The sequence below is a fragment of the Bacillus sp. FSL R5-0439 genome, assembly GCF_038008805.1.
In the GTDB taxonomy this organism is placed as follows: domain Bacteria; phylum Bacillota; class Bacilli; order Bacillales; family Bacillaceae; genus Bacillus; species Bacillus safensis.
Window position 1 is genome coordinate 1,403,807 of the sequence record NZ_JBBOZW010000001.1, and the last position, 17,848, is coordinate 1,421,654.

21 protein-coding genes are annotated in these 17,848 nt (G+C 40.4%); 14 read left to right on the top strand and 7 right to left on the bottom strand.

Annotated features, from left to right (window positions below; genetic code table 11):
- The 3 genes from pdhB to lpdA all read left to right on the top strand — a co-directional run bounded on the left by pdhB (position 1) and on the right by lpdA (position 3,843).
- The gene (pdhB, locus tag NST59_RS07100; protein WP_039178226.1) at positions 1 to 978 is read left to right on the top strand and encodes a pyruvate dehydrogenase complex E1 component subunit beta; all 978 of its coding nucleotides are present in this window, start codon (positions 1 to 3) and stop codon (positions 976 to 978) included.
- Positions 979 to 1,085: 107 nt separating this feature from the next.
- Positions 1,086 to 2,426 (top strand): dihydrolipoamide acetyltransferase family protein, encoded by a 1,341-nt coding sequence (locus NST59_RS07105; protein WP_039178229.1) that lies wholly within the window; start codon positions 1,086 to 1,088, stop codon positions 2,424 to 2,426.
- Positions 2,427 to 2,430: 4 nt separating this feature from the next.
- Complete coding sequence (lpdA, locus tag NST59_RS07110; RefSeq protein ID WP_039178233.1) at positions 2,431 to 3,843, top strand: dihydrolipoyl dehydrogenase; 1,413 nt, start codon at positions 2,431 to 2,433, stop codon at positions 3,841 to 3,843.
- Positions 3,844 to 3,967: 124 nt separating this feature from the next.
- Here lpdA and NST59_RS07115 read toward each other — a convergent pair whose 3' ends face one another.
- Positions 3,968 to 4,348, bottom strand: a complete 381-nt coding sequence (locus NST59_RS07115; RefSeq protein WP_224929246.1) for a hypothetical protein — start codon at positions 4,346 to 4,348, stop codon at positions 3,968 to 3,970.
- A 316-nt stretch (positions 4,349 to 4,664) separates the two neighbouring features.
- Here NST59_RS07115 and NST59_RS07120 point away from each other — a divergent pair, with 316 nt between their 5' ends.
- Complete coding sequence (locus NST59_RS07120) at positions 4,665 to 4,784, top strand: GapA-binding peptide SR1P (protein WP_003212464.1); 120 nt, start codon at positions 4,665 to 4,667, stop codon at positions 4,782 to 4,784.
- Between the two features lie 44 nt (positions 4,785 to 4,828).
- Here the strand turns inward: NST59_RS07120 and NST59_RS07125 are convergent, their stop codons facing one another.
- A complete protein-coding gene (locus NST59_RS07125; protein WP_144490613.1) occupies positions 4,829 to 6,301 on the bottom strand; it encodes an aminotransferase class I/II-fold pyridoxal phosphate-dependent enzyme in 1,473 nt (490 codons plus the stop codon).
- 190 nt (positions 6,302 to 6,491) lie between these two features.
- Between NST59_RS07125 and NST59_RS07130 the strand changes: the two genes are divergently transcribed.
- A complete protein-coding gene (locus NST59_RS07130) occupies positions 6,492 to 6,761 on the top strand; it encodes a UPF0223 family protein (protein ID WP_039178240.1) in 270 nt (89 codons plus the stop codon).
- Positions 6,762 to 6,788: 27 nt separating this feature from the next.
- On the opposite strand, the gene NST59_RS07135 is transcribed toward NST59_RS07130, so the two are convergent.
- Positions 6,789 to 7,424 (bottom strand): DUF1054 domain-containing protein, encoded by a 636-nt coding sequence (locus NST59_RS07135; RefSeq protein ID WP_024426894.1) that lies wholly within the window; start codon positions 7,422 to 7,424, stop codon positions 6,789 to 6,791.
- Between the two features lie 287 nt (positions 7,425 to 7,711).
- Here NST59_RS07135 and NST59_RS07140 point away from each other — a divergent pair, with 287 nt between their 5' ends.
- From NST59_RS07140 to NST59_RS07165, 6 genes are all read left to right on the top strand, one after another.
- Complete coding sequence (locus NST59_RS07140) at positions 7,712 to 7,900, top strand: hypothetical protein (RefSeq protein ID WP_039178243.1); 189 nt, start codon at positions 7,712 to 7,714, stop codon at positions 7,898 to 7,900.
- A 133-nt stretch (positions 7,901 to 8,033) separates the two neighbouring features.
- A complete protein-coding gene (locus NST59_RS07145) occupies positions 8,034 to 8,840 on the top strand; it encodes an inositol monophosphatase family protein (protein ID WP_039178252.1) in 807 nt (268 codons plus the stop codon).
- A 111-nt stretch (positions 8,841 to 8,951) separates the two neighbouring features.
- The gene (locus NST59_RS07150; RefSeq protein ID WP_341040545.1) at positions 8,952 to 10,877 is read left to right on the top strand and encodes a hypothetical protein; all 1,926 of its coding nucleotides are present in this window, start codon (positions 8,952 to 8,954) and stop codon (positions 10,875 to 10,877) included.
- Entirely contained in the window at positions 10,867 to 11,130 is a 264-nt protein-coding gene (locus NST59_RS07155) for a hypothetical protein (protein WP_058837754.1), read from the top strand. The genes NST59_RS07150 and NST59_RS07155 overlap by 11 nt, the downstream gene beginning before the upstream one ends.
- Positions 11,130 to 11,648: a sigma-70 family RNA polymerase sigma factor gene (locus tag NST59_RS07160; RefSeq protein WP_058837801.1), complete on the top strand. Its 519-nt coding sequence runs from the start codon at positions 11,130 to 11,132 to the stop codon at positions 11,646 to 11,648. The genes NST59_RS07155 and NST59_RS07160 overlap by 1 nt, the downstream gene beginning before the upstream one ends.
- The gene (locus NST59_RS07165) at positions 11,645 to 11,941 is read left to right on the top strand and encodes an anti-sigma factor family protein (RefSeq protein WP_058837753.1); all 297 of its coding nucleotides are present in this window, start codon (positions 11,645 to 11,647) and stop codon (positions 11,939 to 11,941) included. Before NST59_RS07160 ends, NST59_RS07165 begins: the two co-directional genes overlap by 4 nt.
- A gap of 41 nt (positions 11,942 to 11,982) precedes the next feature.
- Here the strand turns inward: NST59_RS07165 and NST59_RS07170 are convergent, their stop codons facing one another.
- Positions 11,983 to 12,618, bottom strand: a complete 636-nt coding sequence (locus tag NST59_RS07170; protein WP_024424766.1) for a hypothetical protein — start codon at positions 12,616 to 12,618, stop codon at positions 11,983 to 11,985.
- Between the two features lie 275 nt (positions 12,619 to 12,893).
- Positions 12,894 to 13,073, bottom strand: coding sequence for a DUF5325 family protein (locus NST59_RS07175; protein WP_024426900.1), 180 nt, complete (start codon positions 13,071 to 13,073; stop codon positions 12,894 to 12,896).
- Between the two features lie 113 nt (positions 13,074 to 13,186).
- Here NST59_RS07175 and typA point away from each other — a divergent pair, with 113 nt between their 5' ends.
- Both typA and NST59_RS07185 read left to right on the top strand, forming a co-directional pair.
- On the top strand, positions 13,187 to 15,025 hold the full coding sequence (typA, locus tag NST59_RS07180; protein WP_024424768.1) for a translational GTPase TypA: 1,839 nt from the start codon (positions 13,187 to 13,189) through the stop codon (positions 15,023 to 15,025).
- Positions 15,026 to 15,121: 96 nt separating this feature from the next.
- Positions 15,122 to 15,403 carry a YlaH-like family protein gene (locus tag NST59_RS07185; protein WP_044334035.1) on the top strand — a complete coding sequence of 94 codons (282 nt, stop codon included), beginning with the start codon at positions 15,122 to 15,124 and terminating at the stop codon, positions 15,401 to 15,403.
- Positions 15,404 to 15,434: 31 nt separating this feature from the next.
- Here NST59_RS07185 and NST59_RS07190 read toward each other — a convergent pair whose 3' ends face one another.
- Positions 15,435 to 15,665 (bottom strand): YlaI family protein, encoded by a 231-nt coding sequence (locus NST59_RS07190; RefSeq protein ID WP_341040546.1) that lies wholly within the window; start codon positions 15,663 to 15,665, stop codon positions 15,435 to 15,437.
- A gap of 102 nt (positions 15,666 to 15,767) precedes the next feature.
- Positions 15,768 to 16,385: a YhcN/YlaJ family sporulation lipoprotein gene (locus NST59_RS07195; protein ID WP_039178268.1), complete on the bottom strand. Its 618-nt coding sequence runs from the start codon at positions 16,383 to 16,385 to the stop codon at positions 15,768 to 15,770.
- Positions 16,386 to 16,525: 140 nt separating this feature from the next.
- Between NST59_RS07195 and NST59_RS07200 the strand changes: the two genes are divergently transcribed.
- Positions 16,526 to 17,848 (top strand): PhoH family protein, encoded by a 1,323-nt coding sequence (locus NST59_RS07200; protein ID WP_341041010.1) that lies wholly within the window; start codon positions 16,526 to 16,528, stop codon positions 17,846 to 17,848.

Consider the following 17,848-nt stretch of genomic DNA (forward strand, 5'->3'; position numbering starts at 1 on the left):
ATGGCGCAAATGACAATGATTCAAGCGATCACTGATGCGTTACGCACAGAACTGAAAAATGACGAAAACGTTCTCGTTTTCGGAGAAGACGTTGGTAAAAACGGCGGCGTATTCCGTGCGACTGAAGGATTGCAAAAAGAGTTTGGTGAGGATCGTGTATTCGATACTCCACTTGCTGAATCTGGTATTGGCGGTCTTGCAATTGGCCTTGGACTACAAGAATTCCGCCCAGTAATGGAAATTCAATTCTTCGGATTCGTTTACGAAGTATTAGATTCTGTTTCTGGACAAATGGCTCGTATGCGTTACCGTTCTGGCGGACGCTGGCATTCTCCAGTGACAATCCGTTCTCCATTCGGTGGGGGAGTTCACACACCTGAGCTTCACGCTGACAGCTTAGAAGGTCTTATCGCACAACAGCCTGGTATCAAGGTTGTCATTCCTTCAACACCTTATGATGCAAAAGGACTTTTAATTTCTGCAATTCGTGACAACGATCCTGTAGTGTTCCTTGAGCATATGAAACTTTATCGTTCTTTCCGTCAGGAAGTTCCTGAAGAAGAGTACACAATTGAAATCGGTAAAGCTGACGTGAAACGTGAAGGTACTGACCTTTCAATCATCACTTACGGTGCAATGGTTCACGAATCACTAAAAGCTGCTGAAGAGCTAGAAAAAGAAGGCGTTTCTGCTGAAGTTATCGACCTTCGCACAGTAAGCCCGCTTGATATTGAAACAATCATCGCTTCTGTTGAAAAAACAGGACGTGCGATCGTTGTTCAAGAAGCACAAAAACAAGCTGGTATTGCTGCAAACGTAGTAGCTGAAATCAATGACAGAGCGATCCTTAGCCTGGAAGCACCAGTACTTCGTGTAGCTGCACCTGATACTGTATTTGCTTTCTCTCAAGCTGAGAGCGTATGGCTTCCAAACCATAAAGATGTACTTGAAACAGCGAAAAAAGTTCTTGAATTTTAATTAAATGACAGAGGGGAACAGAATTTATTTCTCTTCCCCTTTATCAATTACATGACCGTGTAAACATACACAACAAGGGTTCAACAAAATCTAGGAGGCGAAAAACAGTGGCATTTGAATTTAAACTTCCGGACATCGGAGAAGGTATCCACGAAGGTGAGATCGTTAAGTGGTTTGTTAAACCAAACGACGAAATCAATGAAGATGACGTTTTAGCAGAGGTACAAAATGATAAAGCAGTTGTAGAAATTCCTTCACCTGTTAAAGGAAAAGTATTAGAATTAAAAGTTGAAGAGGGAACAGTTGCAACTGTAGGACAAACAATCATTACGTTTGATGCACCTGGTTACGAAAATCTTCAATTTAAAGGCAGCGAAGAAGAAGGCGAAGCAAAAACTGAAGCTCAAGTACAAGGTACTGCTGAAGCTGGTAACGAGCCAGAGAAGAAAGAAGTAGCACAAGAAGAAGCGGCAGCAGCAACTGGTGCAGGCGCACAAGAGCAAGTAGATGCTGATCCAAACAAACGCGTGATCGCTATGCCATCTGTACGTAAATATGCTCGTGAAAAAGGCGTTGAAATTTACAAAGTTGCAGGTTCTGGTAAAAACGGACGTGTGTTAAAAGAAGATATCGACAGCTTCGTTAATGGTGGTTCTGCAGCCCCAGCAGCAGCACCTCAAGCAGCTGAAAGTGCGAAAGAAGAAGCAGCTCCTAAAGCGGCAGCAGCTCCAGTTCTTGAAGGAGAATTCCCAGAAACTCGCGAGAAAATGAGCGGAATCCGCAAAGCAATCGCGAAAGCAATGGTGAACTCTAAGCATACAGCTCCTCACGTAACATTAATGGATGAAGTTGATGTAACAAACCTTGTTGCTCATCGTAAACAATTCAAACAAGTTGCAGCTGATCAAGGAATCAAGTTAACTTACTTGCCTTACGTTGTAAAAGCTCTAACTTCTGCTTTGAAAAAGTACCCAGTACTTAACACTTCTATCGATGATAAAACGGATGAAGTTGTTCAAAAGCATTACTACAACATCGGAATTGCAGCTGATACTGAAAAAGGCTTGCTCGTTCCAGTTGTGAAAAATGCAGATCGCAAAGCAATTTTCGAAGTGTCTAACGAAATCAACGAGCTTGCAACAAAAGCACGTGATGGTAAATTGGCTCCAGCTGAAATGAAAGGTGCATCTTGCACAATCACAAACATCGGTTCTGCTGGTGGACAATGGTTTACTCCAGTCATCAACCACCCAGAAGTAGCGATCCTTGGTATTGGCCGTATCGCTGAGAAAGCGGTTGTTCGTGATGGCGAAATCGTTGCAGCTCCAGTCTTAGCTCTTTCCCTAAGCTTTGACCACCGTATGATTGACGGAGCTACTGCGCAAAATGCCCTTAACCACATCAAGCGTTTATTGAATGATCCACAATTAATTTTAATGGAGGCGTAATGTCATGGTAGTAGGAGATTTCCCAATCGAAACAGATACTCTTGTCATCGGTGCAGGTCCTGGTGGATATGTAGCTGCTATTCGTGCTGCACAGCTTGGACAAAAAGTAACAATCGTTGAAAAAGGAACACTTGGCGGTGTATGTCTAAACGTTGGTTGTATTCCTTCAAAAGCATTAATCAATGCTGGCCATCGTTTCGAAAATGCTAAGCATTCTGAAGACATGGGTATCAAAGCTGAAAACGTAACAGTTGATTTCACAAAAGTTCAAGAGTGGAAAGCTTCTGTTGTAAACAAATTAACAGGTGGAGTTCAAGGTCTTCTTAAAGGAAATAAAGTAGACATCGTTAAAGGTGAAGCTTATTTCGTAGACAGCAACTCTGTACGTGTAATGGATGAAAATTCAGCACAGACTTACACTTTCAAAAATGCAATTCTTGCTACTGGATCTCGTCCAATCGAATTGCCTACTTTTAAATACACAGACCGCGTGATCAACTCAACTGGTGCTTTAGCGCTTAAAGAAGTACCTAAAAAGTTAGTTGTTATCGGTGGTGGATACATCGGTACTGAGCTTGGTACTGCTTATGCAAACTTTGGAACAGAAGTTGTGATCCTTGAAGGTGGAGACGAAATCCTTCCAGGTTTCGAAAAGCAAATGAGCTCATTGGTTAAACGTAACCTGAAGAAAAAAGGAAACGTTGAAATCCATACAAACGCTCTTGCAAAAGGCGTTGAAGAAAAATCTGATGGTGTCACTGTTACATTCGAAGTAAAAGGTGAAGAAAAAACAGTTGATGCTGATTACGTACTTGTGACTGTTGGTCGTCGTCCAAACACTGATGAGCTTGGTCTTGAGCAAGTTGGTGTTGAATTGACTGACCGCGGAGTTGTCAAAACAGACAAACAATGCCGTACAAGCGTATCTAACATCTATGCAATTGGTGACATCGTTGATGGACCACCACTTGCACACAAGGCTTCTTACGAAGGTAAAATTGCAGCTGAAGCAATCGCTGGAGAGCCAGCTGAAATTGATTACCTTGGTATTCCTGCTGTTGTATTCTCTGAGCCAGAACTTGCAACTGTTGGATACACTGAAGCAGAAGCAAAAGCAGAAGGAATCGAAATCGTTGCAGCGAAATTCCCATTCGCAGCAAACGGACGTGCACTTTCTCTTGATGCAACTGATGGCTTCATGAAAATGATCACTCGTAAAGAGGATGGTCTAGTTATCGGTGCACAAATCGCAGGTGTTGGCGCTTCTGATATGATTTCAGAGCTTAGCCTTGCAATTGAAGCTGGAGTGACTGCTGAAGACATCGCTATGACAATTCATGCTCACCCAACATTAGGTGAAATTACAATGGAAACGGCTGAAGTAGCAATTGGAAGCCCAATCCACATCGTAAAATAATGAACCTATGAAACCCTCTCCTTGATGGAGAGGGTTTTTTTGCGCCCTGAACACCATATGAAAAACCCCTCATGAGGTGAGGGGTTTTTTCATATGGTTATATATAAGTGCAAGGAAAATATCATTAGTTTGTATTGACGCGGTCTAAAGCATGGCATAAGGGCGATAAGATCTCCTGTTTACTGCGAACATTTCCTTCAACCTTCACGATGACTTTTTCATCATTGACAAGTAAAATAGCCGGCAGTTCATCAACTTCATTTTTCCAGCCTTTACGATCTTCTTTCACAATCATTTTTGACATTTCCTTAGGGTATTCATTCTTTAAATCGAGGACTGCATCATAATAAGGGCTTTCTTTATCAAGGTTTTCTGCATCAGTAAAAAAGAGAATTCTCGGTTTTTGAATATGACTGACTTGGTCGGTCTGAGTCGGTATGATATACGCAAATGAGCATGAACTAAGTACAAAGAGCATGGGGAATATAATGAGAAGTGTCCTCATAAAATTCAATCTATTCACCTCAAAATCATTTGGGGTTGTCCCAACATTTTTAGGAGCTTGTTCCCTGTTAGTCACTCTAGTGTATCATGTCCCTTTTGACAATTTTCGATTGTTACTCAATTGTTACAGAATTGATATGAAGCAAAATACAATTGAAACGTTCCCTCAATATGATGAGAAAAAAGCACATATTTATAAAAAATGATTAAATGTGTCATACAATTAACCGTTGACAACTTAAATGTGACATCATATTATAGAGATAAGAAATAGATCAAACGCTTTCAAACTATGAATGAAGAAAAGGGGAATGTACGTGGGTACAATTATTTGTCAAGATTGCAATGAAACCATTGATCAATTTGAAAATGAAAAAGTGACAACGCTATACGGAACGTGCGGTCACTGTCATTGCTGTGATGAAGCCTCTGAATAAATAAAAAAAGCATGCAGCTCCATTTGGGGCTGCATGTTTCTTTTTTATAAAATTGGTTTTTGTTCCTTAATCACACGGATCATTTCAAGCGTTGAATCTTCAGGTCCTTGGACAGGGAGGCCAATTTCAATATTTTTAAAGATATACGATATATTTTCTTCTGTGATAATTTCACCTGGTATAAAAATTGGAATACCTGGCGGATATACCATCACAAACTCTGCGGTGATGCGGCCGACTGCTTCCTTAAAAGGAACGACTTCTGTTGTGGCATAAAAGGCGTCACGCGGCGTCATAGCAAGCGATGGGATATCAGGCAGCAGTACCTCTGTTACCGCTTGTTTGCCGCCATCACGAGTAGAGACTGCGGCAATTTCCTGCATCGCCGTCACGAGCGTATCAATTGTCTCATCTGAATCGCCAGGGGTTACGATACATAAGATATTGTAAAGGTCAGAGAGCTCTACTTCAATTCGATAGCTTTCTCTCAGCCATTTTTCGACATCATGTCCGTTTAACCCAAGGTCTTTAATGGAGATAATTAATTTCGTTGGGTCATAATCGTAAGTAGAAGCTGAACCGAGTATTTCCTTGCCAATGCAGCTAATGCCGTCAATTTGATTCAAGCGGTTTCTAGCTGATTCAGCCAAACGAATGGCTTCATCAGCTAGTGCCTTTCCTTCAGTGGCTAATCGTTTTCGAGCGACATCCAGTGATGCTAAGAGCAAATAAGAAGTGGACGTTGTCGTCAGCATACTCAAAATTGATTGCACACGGTCTTTTGAAACAAGCCCTTCCTTCATATTTAAAATAGAGCTTTGCGTAAGAGAGCCGCCAAGTTTATGGACACTTGTTGCTGCCATGTCGGCACCTGCCTGCATCGCAGAGAGGGGAAGGTCATCATGAAAATGGATATGCACACCGTGTGCTTCATCGACAAGGACAGGCACAGCAAATGAATGGGCAATGTCTACGATTGATTTTAAGTCTGCTGAAATACCAAAATACGTTGGATTAATGACAAGTAAACCTTTCGCATCTGGATGCTCAGTGAGCGCCTTTTTGGCTGATTCAGGTGTAATACCGTGAGAGATGCCAAGCTCTTTGTCTATTTCTGGGTGAATAAAAACAGGAATGGCGCCAGAAAATACAATCGCGGACATAATTGATTTATGAACGTTACGAGGAACGATAATTTTATCTCCAGGTCCGCATACCGTCATCACCATTGTCATGATGGCGCCGCTTGTTCCTTGAATAGAGAAAAACGTATGATCAGCACCGAAGGCTTCAGCAGCAAGCTCCTGTGCTTCTTTTATCATCCCTCGAGGTGAATGTAAATCATCGAGAGGTTCTATATTAATGAGGTCAATGCTTAATGCATTGTCGCCAATGAATGCTCTAAATTCAGGATCCATTCCGGCTCCTTTTTTATGGCCTGGAATGTGAAATTGGACTGGATTGGTTGCTGCGTGTTTTTTTAGTCCAGTGTATAAGGGTGTATCATGTTGTGACAATTGCTTTCCCACCTTCATCGAAATACCTGCTATTATTGTGCCAATTACAGCAGATTTCATTGCATAAAACAAAAGAATTATATTATGAACTGATCGGAATGTAAAGCATAAAATCAATCGGTTTCTGATCAAACAGATGCTATAATAAAAGTTCAAATCAGAAATGAGTATTAAAGTGAGGGACAAGTAAATGGAATATCAATATCCAATGGATGTCGACTGGACGACAGAGGAAAAGATTGCGGTCATTTCATTTTTTCAGGCTGTTGAAAAAGCCTACGAAAAAGGAATTGCGAAGCAGGAGTTATTAGACGCTTATAAACGATTTAAAGAGGTTGTGCCATCAAAAGCAGAGGAAAAAACGCATTGTGCGGCGTTTGAAAAGGGAAGCGGGTATTCCCCTTATCATGCAGTAAAAACCGCAAGAGAGGCAGAAGAGACTGCTATTATACGCATGTAAAAAACGAGCCTAAAAGGGCTCGTTTTTTCATACAGATTCTTTCTGTGTAAAACGGTATAGATACGTCAATGTGCGGAAGGCATTTTCGATTTTCGAGAGGAATTCTTCATTATTCATTTGCACGACTTCTTCTCTAGGCAGCTGAATGCCGCAAAGAAGCTCGGCTTTCTTGACTGTTTGAACACGTTCAAACAGCGTTTTCAGCTGTTCGGAATCTAGTTCGCTGTGACGCATGACATCTGGTTTCATATGATCTTTAGACCAAACAAAATCTTGCGGTATTTTCTGCTGGATGGTGTCTAGCTCCTTTTCAAATAGCTGGCCGTACTCACCTTTTACTGGAGATTCATAAATGAGTGCAAACCAGACAAAGACATGTGTTTTCCAAAGCCCGATTTGAAAATGAGGGAGTTTTTTGTATCCGCGCTTACTGTTTGCAAAAGCAACCCACGTATCATTTGGCGGGTTAACAGATCTTCTAGCATGCTTTGCAACGTGTACAAACATTTCGTCTCCTGTAATAGAAGAAAGAAGTGGTGCAAAATGTTCGCCAAGTGCCTCAAGCTTTGGACGGACTCTTTCTTTTAATACAGTCATTCGTTCATCTAAACCATCAACTGTGAATGTTTCAAAATCTTCATCTCTAAAACGCATTTCACTCATGTTATGCCTCCTGTATCTTTTCGCTGATCATATTTTATCATAGCTTGGGTCAAGCTCAAAAAAAGATGCACCGTTAGATCAAAGTTTATGAAGGTCGTGGCGCAGCGTTTAAAATCATCAATTTTGTGGTACATAATAAATAGGTAAAGACACAATTTTCAGAATGTCGTTGCGGTTATGCGATCGCTTCATACGATATAAGCAAGAACCATTTCTCTTATCGATTGAATTTTTTATCAATGAAAACTGACAAGGAATGAATCATTCTCTGGAAGGGGCGTTGACCAATGAAGCAAATCGTGAAGCAGGGGTATAGGCAGGAGAAGAAGAATCGCATCGCTGTGTGGAGATTAGAGGTTGATTATGAGCTTTCTACGCTTCATGAAGCCATCGAGCATAAAGATGACATCCAAATCGAACGCAGCAAACGAAAGCTTGAGCGCCTAAGAAAAGAATGGGAGCAGCTTCAAGGGTAAAACAGCGTGAGGTAAAAACGAACCAATTCATCGGTTCGTTTTTGTATGAAGCTGCTTTTTTCTTGCTTTTACGTACATAATATCAGTATGCTATTACAAATAGGTCCTACATAGAAAAGAGGTTTACAATCTGATGACAAACTGGGTGGAAATTGACCGTCTTGCAAAGCTCTGGGTAAAAGAAGCAGGGAGCCGTATTAAAGCGTCCATGCAGGAAGGTCTATCAATTGAAACAAAATCAAATCCAAATGATCTTGTCACGAATATCGATAAAGAAACAGAGCGTTTTTTTATTGAAAAAATACAGTCGACATTTTCAGACCATCACATTTTAGGAGAAGAGGGACAAGGGGAAGAGGTGACCTCACTCGATGGGATTGTGTGGATTATTGATCCGATCGATGGCACAATGAACTTTGTCCATCAAAAACGCAACTTTGCCATTTCAATCGGGATATTTGAAAATGGTGTTGGGAAAATCGGTCTTATTTATGACGTTATTCATGACGAGCTCTACCATGCCATCAAAGGAGAAGGAGCTTATATGAACGATACCCTGCTCCCTCGATTAAAAGATGTGGAAATTGAAAAAGCCATTGTGGGGATTAATCCGACATGGGCGATCGAAAGCCCTTATTTTGACGCCAAACCATTTGCCCGTCTTGTGCGTGATGTGAGAGGGACACGAACGATTGGATCCGCTGCCCTTGAGCTTGCTTATATTGCAAGCGGCAGAAGTGACGCATATGTCACGTTAAGGCTTGCGCCATGGGATTATGCAGCGGGCTGCGTACTGCTTGATGAAGTAGGGGCTGTTTACTCAAATATTCACGGAGAACGTCTTACGTTCCTAGATAAAAACAGCATAGTCGCCGGAAATCGATCCATTTGTGAAAAAATCTTGCATGATTACATAAAAGGAAGCGGAAATAAAAAATAAACAGAATCACTTCATGAGAATGAAGTGATTTTTTGTTTTTCCTGAAACTTTTTGGTAAGGCGAATGTCTATACGAATGAGGCCTTAATTTTATGTAAAGGATTGTGTATCAATGTTTGATTTGTTTAGTGATTTATCGCTCCATTTTGAAAGGTATTTTATTTTAAATGAGTATAGTATCCGCATCATTCAATGGTGTGTACTTGGACTATTTGTTCTTTTCATGACACTTCCGCTATGGAAAGAAAAGAAGAGTGGTTATGTATTTTATGGTGGAATCGTATTAAGAGTTGTTCTGCTTGGCGGAATGACAGTTGAAATGATCCACCAAGTCCTAGCTAGACAGTATACGATCGAAACATTTGAAGTGCTGACAGATTTCATGCAATTTCTCATTTATGGGTATGTTTTGCTCGCATCACTTTACTATGTCATTTCTCTTCCTTATTTAAAAAATAAAGGTATGTTTTTTGCTTTTGATTTATCTGTGTTACTTCTGCCTTTATGTCAAACCGTGTTTATTGTGTTTGCTGAAAGCAAAAAGTTCTTTCTTAGTGGTGATATGGATCTAGTATGGAGAGATCTGATTACTATTTTGCTTATGGCTGGCTTTGCCGCTTTGGTGCTGCACCTTTTCTTTCGCTTGTTTTGGCACTGGAAGTGGAAGGAATTGCTTTTATTCTATGGTTTGATTTTTGCAGCCTTGCTTTATATATTTTATCCTTCTATTTCGAAGTATGAACTTCAATCTACATTTAAATCGATTGTCATTTTAGCGGCAGCAGCAGGAAGCTTTATGACGATTTATTTGTTATCTGCTTTACTGCGGGACAAAGTGAGATTAAGGCAGTGGGGCGCCGGTTGTATAGCTGTCTTTTTTCTGCTATTACTCAATCCGATTATTAATATCCCTCATACCATGTTCCAATTCACCAAAACGGAATTGGTAGATACTTTCTCGGAAGAATATCGCCCTTTATCAGCAGCAAGTGCAAAAGCATTCGCTTCAAAGTTTGTACCGGAGAATCAATCGCTGTATTTAAATGCTAGTCATCAGCCTATCCCTTATCATTACGTGTTTGCAGATGATCAGTATGAAGTGAATATTTCTCCGTTTACAGGTGAATTAAGCGAATATTCTTATCGAGGTCGTGTAGAGGGAAAGGAACTGACCGATAAAGAATATAGGCAAAAGACCATTGAATTTTTCGAAAGAAGCGGAAGGTCAATAGATCTCAATCGCATTCAATTGACTGTACAAAAAGAGGATGGAGAGACGAACGTTCTTCTTCTGCCAAAAATGTCTCAGAATGAAGAGGACAGTTTAGCGTCTGCCACCTGGGAAAAAGGGACGCTTCGACAAGCGCAATACGTAAACGCCATCTTTCAATTAAAGGATATTGACGGAATCCATTTAACAGAAACGGAGATAAAAAACAGGATCAACAGTATTTATAAACATTTAAACCTCAAGCCGCCAGCTTATCAAATCACAGGCATTGATGAATTTTATTTTGATTGGCAGCATGAAGTGAGGGTCACAACAAAAGATCAATCGGAGTTTCTGTTTAATGGCTCATTAAATGAAGTCATCAGCTTCAAGCTGTCAAAAGCGTTTCTTCAACAGAAAAAAGGGAACGTCAGCGATGAAGATTTGTTAAAGATCATAGGGAAAACACCAAAAGACATAAGGAAAGAAATAGGCACTAGTGAAAGTAAACAATATACATTTAAACGCTCCTCTCATGTCGTCAATCTGTTTAAAGGGGATGATGGAATTGAGTTGAGAGTGCAAGTTGCTTCTTCTATCCCGCACGCAGTATCTAATCAAGATCGTGAGGACGTCTATCAGCAAGTACTTAAAAGGTATAAACCATATACGATCTATAAAAAGCAAATAAAACCTGTGAGAATGATCGACAAAGAAGGGAACATCGACATTTCATGGCTTGTCATCATACAAACCTTCGGATCAAATGAGCATAAAATCTATGAAGTGAATGGACGAACAAAAGAGGTGCATCGTTTTGACAGATAAAGAAAAACAAGCCATCTTTCAAGACTTATATGAACTGTATCAAGAAGGGGATCTGGGAGACGAGGCAGCTAGCTGGATGAAGGCACACGAACAGCAATTTCAGCATGCGGTCACGGGTGAAAAGCAGCCCTCAGCGCCGATGGAAGGTCAGAAGGACTATGACGAGTTAAAACGCATGAAAGGGTTTATTTACTCGTTATACTTCTTTTTTATCGTTTTATCGATTTGGATGACTGTGTGGTTTTATTTTTGATGTCCAAACCAGCAGAGCAAATTGAAAAAATCTATCAAGAATATTTTCAGGAAATCACTAAATATTTATATCGCCGGACGGGAAATATGGAAACAGCCAAGGACCTTGCACAGGACGTATTTATGAAGGCACTGCATGGGTTGTCCTCCTTTAAGGGACATTCAAGTATGAAAACATGGCTTTATACCATTGCGTATCACACATTTGTGAATGATTATCGCCGAAAAGTAAAATGGACTTTTACGAACGTAGAGGAAATGGATTTCTTAGAGCAGCAGTCGTTCACGACACCAGAAGATCACATTGAAAAACAAGCTGATATAGAAAGGCTGTGGCATCATATTTATCAGCTGAAGGATTCCTACCGGGAGGTCCTCATTTTAAGAGATATTCAAGAATTGTCATATGAAGAAGTAGCTGAAATTTTGAATTGGACTTTATCTAAAGTCAAAACAACCCTTCATCGAGCCAGATTAGAGCTGAAGCGAATGCTACATTGTGAGGAGTTCAATAAATGAGCTGTTATTTGATTGAAGAAATGTTACCACTTTATATAGAGGGGGACACAAGTGCAGAAACAAATAAAATTGTTGCAGAGCACTTACAATCCTGCGAGAGATGCCAACACCTTTATCACGAAATGAAAGAGCCAATAACCCTTATACAAACTCCTGATCTCATGCCATATATAGATGAAAAGGAAGAAAGAAGAAAATTTGAAAAGCGCTACTATGGCAAGCTGTTATATCGAGCAAGTATCGCATTTGGTATAGGATACGCCATGATGATTATTCTTTATTGGCTGAAATAAAAAACCCCCATCTGGATAAACCAGGTGGGGGTTTTTCTAGCTTAGCTTAATTTTTCTTTCGCAATTTGAACTGCATCATAAAACGTTTTTAATTGCTCTTGAGGAATTTTCTTAAGCATTTGGTTGAAAACAAGTAATTCAGTAGAGCTGAATCCAAGACCTTTTGCGATTTTTGAATCAATCACAACGTTTCCTTTTTTGTCTAGAACAAGGGCATCACCAGCAAGATCAGCAATTCTGATCACTGATTTGAAAAGCTTTTCGAATTTAGCCGCTTCTTCTTTTGTAAGACCAAGTTCAACAGCTTTTGCTGCATCAAAAACCAATTTCCCTTTTTCGTTTTTAGTTATGCTTTCACTGAAAACGATTGTAAGAACAGCTGCGCGATCTAAGAATTTCTCAGCAGTCGCCGCTTCTTCTTCAGTTAGTCCGAGCTCAACAGCTTTTTTCACATCAAATGTGTAGTTGTTGTCTTCCTCAACAAATGAATTGATGAGAATGTTGATGACACGCTCGTTTTTCTCCAATAATTCTTTAATGATTTGCTGCTGTTCAAAAGGAATGCCTTTGAAAGTTGCAGCGCTTGCTTGCCCAGGAGCTACTGTTGTGAAAGTAAGAATAATAGCTAAAGCGAAAAATACAACAGAGCTGAGCGATTTGCTCAAAAACTTCTTCATGCTTCTTTTCTCTCCCTTTTCTGTTAAATTTTGTTGCAAGAAAAGCATACCATGAGAAACTTTGTGGAAGAATAGGAAAATTGTAACTTTATGTTTGATTTTGGAGAACTATAAAAGTTCTTGTCGAAAAATGGAGGGGTTCAGATTACTTATTTTTGTCAAGCCTTCAATATACGTTTCGTCTGATGAATGGAGCTTTCATAGGTGAATTGTCTTGTTTTTACTCAAAATAAAAAGCCTTCTACATGTAGAATGTAAAAGGCTTTTACCTAATTTTATGATTGCACGTTTAATTTTCTTTTTAATGTAAATCCTGTACCCATGAAAATCATGGCGAATACAATGCTTAGACATATGCCCAGTATGTTTTTTTCTGCAAGAGTTACCCCAATAAACGCCATACTGACAACTGCAAGTAATGCACATAATAATAGAAGCCATTTGATTTGTTTCATATGTCCCCATCCCTTTTTTTAGAGTTAATATAAGTTTACAGAAAAACGATCGGCATTTAAAGGGGATTGTGATATAATATGAAAGTTATCTAATTATTTTAGGAGATGAAAATGTGAAACTTCGAAAAGACCTTCGCAACATCGCAATTATTGCCCACGTTGACCATGGTAAAACGACGCTTGTTGACCAATTGCTCCATCAAGCTGGTACTTTCCGTGCGAATGAAAATATCGCTGAGAGAGCCATGGATTCAAATGATTTAGAGCGAGAGCGCGGTATTACAATTTTAGCTAAAAATACTGCGATAAATTATAAAGATACACGCATTAATATTTTAGATACACCAGGACACGCCGATTTCGGTGGTGAAGTTGAGCGTATCATGAAAATGGTAGATGGTGTACTCCTTGTTGTGGATGCTTATGAAGGCTGTATGCCTCAAACACGCTTTGTGCTGAAAAAAGCACTTGAGCAAAACTTAACACCAATCGTTGTCGTCAATAAAATTGACCGTGACTTTGCTCGTCCGGCTGAAGTAGTCGATGAAGTGATTGACTTGTTCATTGAATTGGATGCAACAGAAGAACAGCTTGAGTTCCCAGTTGTCTATGCATCAGCAATCAATGGTACAGCAAGTAACGATGCGAGCAAACAAGATGAAAACATGGAATCTTTGTTTGAAGCTATTGTGAACCATATTCCTTGTCCGGTTGATAACCATGAAGAGCCGCTTCAATTCCAAGTGGCGCTACTTGATTACAATGATTATGTTGGCAGAATTGGAATTGGCCGTGTATTCAGAGGAACAATGCAAGTAGGACAGCAGGTAGCCTTGATGAAAGTCGACGGCACTGTGAAACAATTCCGTGTAACAAAGATCTTTGGTTTCCAAGGGTTAAAACGAGTGGAAATCAACGAAGCGAAAGCGGGAGATCTTGTCGCTGTATCTGGAATGGAAGACATCAACGTAGGTGAAACGGTTTGTCCGGTAGAACACCAAGAGGCACTTCCAATCCTTCGTATTGATGAGCCGACACTTCAAATGACGTTTGTTGTAAACAACAGCCCATTTGCAGGCCGTGAAGGAAAATACGTGACATCACGTAAAATCGAAGAGCGTTTAGAGCAGCAGCTTCAAACAGACGTCAGTCTTCGTGTGGATCCAACTGATTCACCTGATGCTTGGGTTGTTTCTGGACGCGGAGAGCTTCACTTATCCATTCTCATTGAGAATATGAGACGTGAAGGATTTGAATTACAAGTATCGAAGCCAGAAGTTATTGTAAAAGAAGTTGATGGTGTTCGATGTGAGCCTGTAGAGCGCGTTCAAATTGATGTACCAGAAGAGCATACTGGCTCTGTTATGGAATCAATGGGTGCAAGAAAAGGTGAAATGATTGACATGATCAACAATGGTAACGGTCAAGTTCGCCTGATCTTTACAGTGCCATCACGTGGTTTAATTGGATACACAACTGAATTTCTTTCATTAACTCGTGGTTTTGGTATTTTGAACCATACGTTTGACAGCTACCAGCCAATGCAGTCTGGTCAAGTCGGCGGACGCCGTCAAGGTGTACTTGTTTCAATGGAAACAGGTAAAGCGACTGCTTACGGAATCCAAGGTGTTGAAGAGCGCGGTGTGATCTTCGTTGAGCCAGGTACTGAAGTATACCAAGGCATGATTGTTGGGGAGCATAACCGTGAGAACGACCTTGTTGTAAACGTAAGCCGTATGAAACAACAAACAAACGTACGTTCAGCGACGAAAGATCAAACGGTTAGCATGAAAAAACCTCGTATTATGTCACTTGAGGAATCTCTTGAGTACTTGAATGAAGACGAATACTGTGAGGTTACACCTGAATCCATTCGTCTTAGAAAGAAAATTTTAGACAAAAACGAACGTGAGAAAGCAGCGAAGAAGAAAAAGCTAGCAGGATTATCTTAATTCCATGAAGAATTAAAAAGATAGAACCCTGAAAGATAAGGGGAGGGAATCTTTTTGAATGATCAGGAAGTAAGTGAAAATCTATCCTTTTTCGCGATGCTGTTTCGTGTCGATGAAAATCCGCAAACAGGGATGTGGCTCCTATATGGCACCATCCTTGTTTTAGCGATTATTGTTTTTAAGCTCGGCTTTGCAAGACGTTTACCGATTTTAAAAGCGCTCGTGATTTATTTGTTTTTGATTTTTGGCTGCACGTTTCTCACATTTCTAGGAATCTTCCTGCCAGTAGCGGAAGGCCTTGTTGTGGCAGCTGCCATTTTGATTATTTATAAAATACGGCTGCATCGTGCGAAAAAAGAAGGAACAGTCAATACGTAAAAAAAGACCTGAACATGTGTCAGGTCTTTTTTTATGTCTTTTGTTCTTTCTTTCCTTTTTTCTTCTTTTTCTCTTTTGTCGCAGGATCCTGATAAAGAGAGAATCTGCCGGTTTTGATGCGAGCTTCTGTCTTTATTTTAATGCGTTCTTGGCAGTCATCGCACAAATATGTATGAATTGGCCGGTTTCTTAACCGTTTCGCAACGAGTGTATCATCATCAATGGTTTCAAGCTTTTCACATAATGAGCACTTCACTCTCATCATTTTCACCTCACTTTATTGCATTTATTATAGCATGTTTTCCAGCCACTTAAAATCAGCGTAGAAAAAGGCTTATATCACAGGAGATATAAGCCGTTCTCATTATTTCTTTTGATTCATATGATGATTTGATTGGTCGTTTTGATTTTTTTCTAACTGTTTTTGATCTTGTTCTTTGAGCTGATTATTCGGATCATTTGTCGGATCCTTTTCGTTACGGTCGATCTCATTTTTCGGCATCTCTGGCATCACGCGGCCGACAATGGCAGCCAGTTCATCCATAATACCGCTTACAGGACGGCCTGCTTGAATTTCTTTGCCCATTTCTTTTAAACGGCTGACTGTATCCGGATCAGCAACCACAACAGCATTTGCACCTTCCGGGTCATTTCTCAGCGCTTTTGCAACTGAATATTTAATGGTTTCTACTTTGCTTCTATCTAAATCATCTTTTACATCAATACCAACAACAGCATAGCGGCCGATGACGATTGCTGTTGCATCATTGACATCTGCTACGTGCTCTGTCACATTGACAAGATGCTGCGCAACATCTGTGGATGGGCGGGCTTGATCTGTCTTTTTCTTCGATGAGTCAGACACCCTTACTAAGTGCTGGCGTCCATCTTGCTTGTCCAGCGCCTCTGGCTTTTCCTGCTGCTGGCAAGCTCCTAACAGAATGATCGTTTGAATCATGAATAATGTTAAAAATAGTCGCATCTAAATTCCCTCCTTCACAAACTGCATGATTTATTTTATTGTTGAATTAACCTTCTAACTTTATTCATGAAAACATATATTTTAACAATCGTTTTGGGAAAGACAAGGATGAATGAAACCCCGATCAGGAGGCGAAGGACCTGAGTAAAATTTATGTATTAGACACAAATGTGTTATTACAGGATCCGAATTCAATCTTTTCATTTGAAGACAACGAGGTCGTCATTCCGGCCGTTGTGTTAGAAGAAGTAGACTCGAAAAAGAGATACATGGACGAGGTTGGGCAAAACGCTCGGCGCGTCTCACGTTTAATCGACGGTTTGAGATCGAAAGGGAAACTCCATGAAAAAATTACGCTAGAGTCAAAAGGAACGCTGCGCATCGAGCTGAATCATCGCTCTTTCCATGAACTTCAAGAAATTTTCATTGAAAAAACGAACGATAATCGGATTTTGGCTGTCGCGAAAAATTTGAGCTTAGAGGAAGAAACAAAGCCTCACGGCCGGCCAGTTATTTTGGTCAGTAAAGATGTCTTAGTCCGGGTAAAGGCAGATGCTATAGGCCTCCAAGCTGAAGACTTCTTAAGTGACCGTGTGCTGCAAAACGAAGACATTGATAACGGCTATCATGAGCTCTATATTCCGACGGAGCAATTGAATACATTTTATAAACAAAGCCAATTGCCGATAAAAGAAGTCACGAGTGTAGCATTAAACCCTCATCAGTTTGTCATTATGAAGGGGAATGAAGGCGGTTCTGCTTTAGGAATGCTTGATCAAAAAGCAGAGAATGTGAAACGGCTCATTTATGATCAAGAGCATGTTTGGGGAATTCGTCCGAAAAATGTTCAGCAGACGATGGCACTAGAGCTGCTATTGCGCCGTGATATTCCCCTCGTGACATTGATCGGAAAAGCGGGAACTGGTAAAACACTCCTTGCACTGGCTGCCGGATTAATGCAGACAGAGGACCTCGGGATGTTTAAAAAACTGATCGTCGCCCGTTCAATTGTTCCTGTCGGCAAGGACTTAGGCTACTTGCCAGGTGAAAAGGAAGAGAAACTCAGACCATGGATGCAGCCGATCTATGACAATCTAGAATTTTTATTTAATACAAAAAAACCTGGTGAACTTGATGCGATTTTGGCGGGCATTGGTTCGATTCAAGTGGAAGCTTTAACGTATATACGCGGAAGAAGTATCCCTGATCAATTTATTATCATTGATGAGGCGCAGAATTTAACGAAACACGAGGTGAAAACATTATTAACGCGAGTCGGAGAGGGAAGTAAAATTGTGCTTATGGGGGACCCAGAGCAGATCGATCATCCTTATTTAGACAGCTTAAATAATGGGCTTACGTATGTCATTGAGCGGTTCAAAGGACAGCAAATATCTGGACATGTCAAGCTTGTCAAAGGAGAAAGGTCTGGACTTGCACAGCTTGCAGCTGATTTGCTGTAG

What these genes read in the sequence shown, in the direction of transcription:
- NST59_RS07160 (WP_058837801.1), top strand. Translation starts at nt 11,130, where the DNA reads ATGTCCAAACCAGCAGAGCAAATTGAAAAAATCTATCAAGAATATTTT.
- NST59_RS07145 (WP_039178252.1), top strand. Translation starts at nt 8,034, where the DNA reads ATGACAAACTGGGTGGAAATTGACCGTCTTGCAAAGCTCTGGGTAAAA.
- NST59_RS07195 (WP_039178268.1), bottom strand. Translation starts at nt 16,385, where the DNA reads ATGCGACTATTTTTAACATTATTCATGATTCAAACGATCATTCTGTTA.
- NST59_RS07190 (WP_341040546.1), bottom strand. Translation starts at nt 15,665, where the DNA reads ATGAGAGTGAAGTGCTCATTATGTGAAAAGCTTGAAACCATTGATGAT.
- NST59_RS07175 (WP_024426900.1), bottom strand. Translation starts at nt 13,073, where the DNA reads ATGAAACAAATCAAATGGCTTCTATTATTATGTGCATTACTTGCAGTT.
- NST59_RS07140 (WP_039178243.1), top strand. Translation starts at nt 7,712, where the DNA reads ATGAAGCAAATCGTGAAGCAGGGGTATAGGCAGGAGAAGAAGAATCGC.
- NST59_RS07135 (WP_024426894.1), bottom strand. Translation starts at nt 7,424, where the DNA reads ATGAGTGAAATGCGTTTTAGAGATGAAGATTTTGAAACATTCACAGTT.
- lpdA (WP_039178233.1), top strand. Translation starts at nt 2,431, where the DNA reads ATGGTAGTAGGAGATTTCCCAATCGAAACAGATACTCTTGTCATCGGT.
- pdhB (WP_039178226.1), top strand. Translation starts at nt 1, where the DNA reads ATGGCGCAAATGACAATGATTCAAGCGATCACTGATGCGTTACGCACA.
- NST59_RS07165 (WP_058837753.1), top strand. Translation starts at nt 11,645, where the DNA reads ATGAGCTGTTATTTGATTGAAGAAATGTTACCACTTTATATAGAGGGG.
- NST59_RS07150 (WP_341040545.1), top strand. Translation starts at nt 8,952, where the DNA reads ATGTTTGATTTGTTTAGTGATTTATCGCTCCATTTTGAAAGGTATTTT.
- NST59_RS07115 (WP_224929246.1), bottom strand. Translation starts at nt 4,348, where the DNA reads ATGAGGACACTTCTCATTATATTCCCCATGCTCTTTGTACTTAGTTCA.
- NST59_RS07170 (WP_024424766.1), bottom strand. Translation starts at nt 12,618, where the DNA reads ATGAAGAAGTTTTTGAGCAAATCGCTCAGCTCTGTTGTATTTTTCGCT.
- NST59_RS07185 (WP_044334035.1), top strand. Translation starts at nt 15,122, where the DNA reads ATGCTGTTTCGTGTCGATGAAAATCCGCAAACAGGGATGTGGCTCCTA.
- NST59_RS07130 (WP_039178240.1), top strand. Translation starts at nt 6,492, where the DNA reads ATGGAATATCAATATCCAATGGATGTCGACTGGACGACAGAGGAAAAG.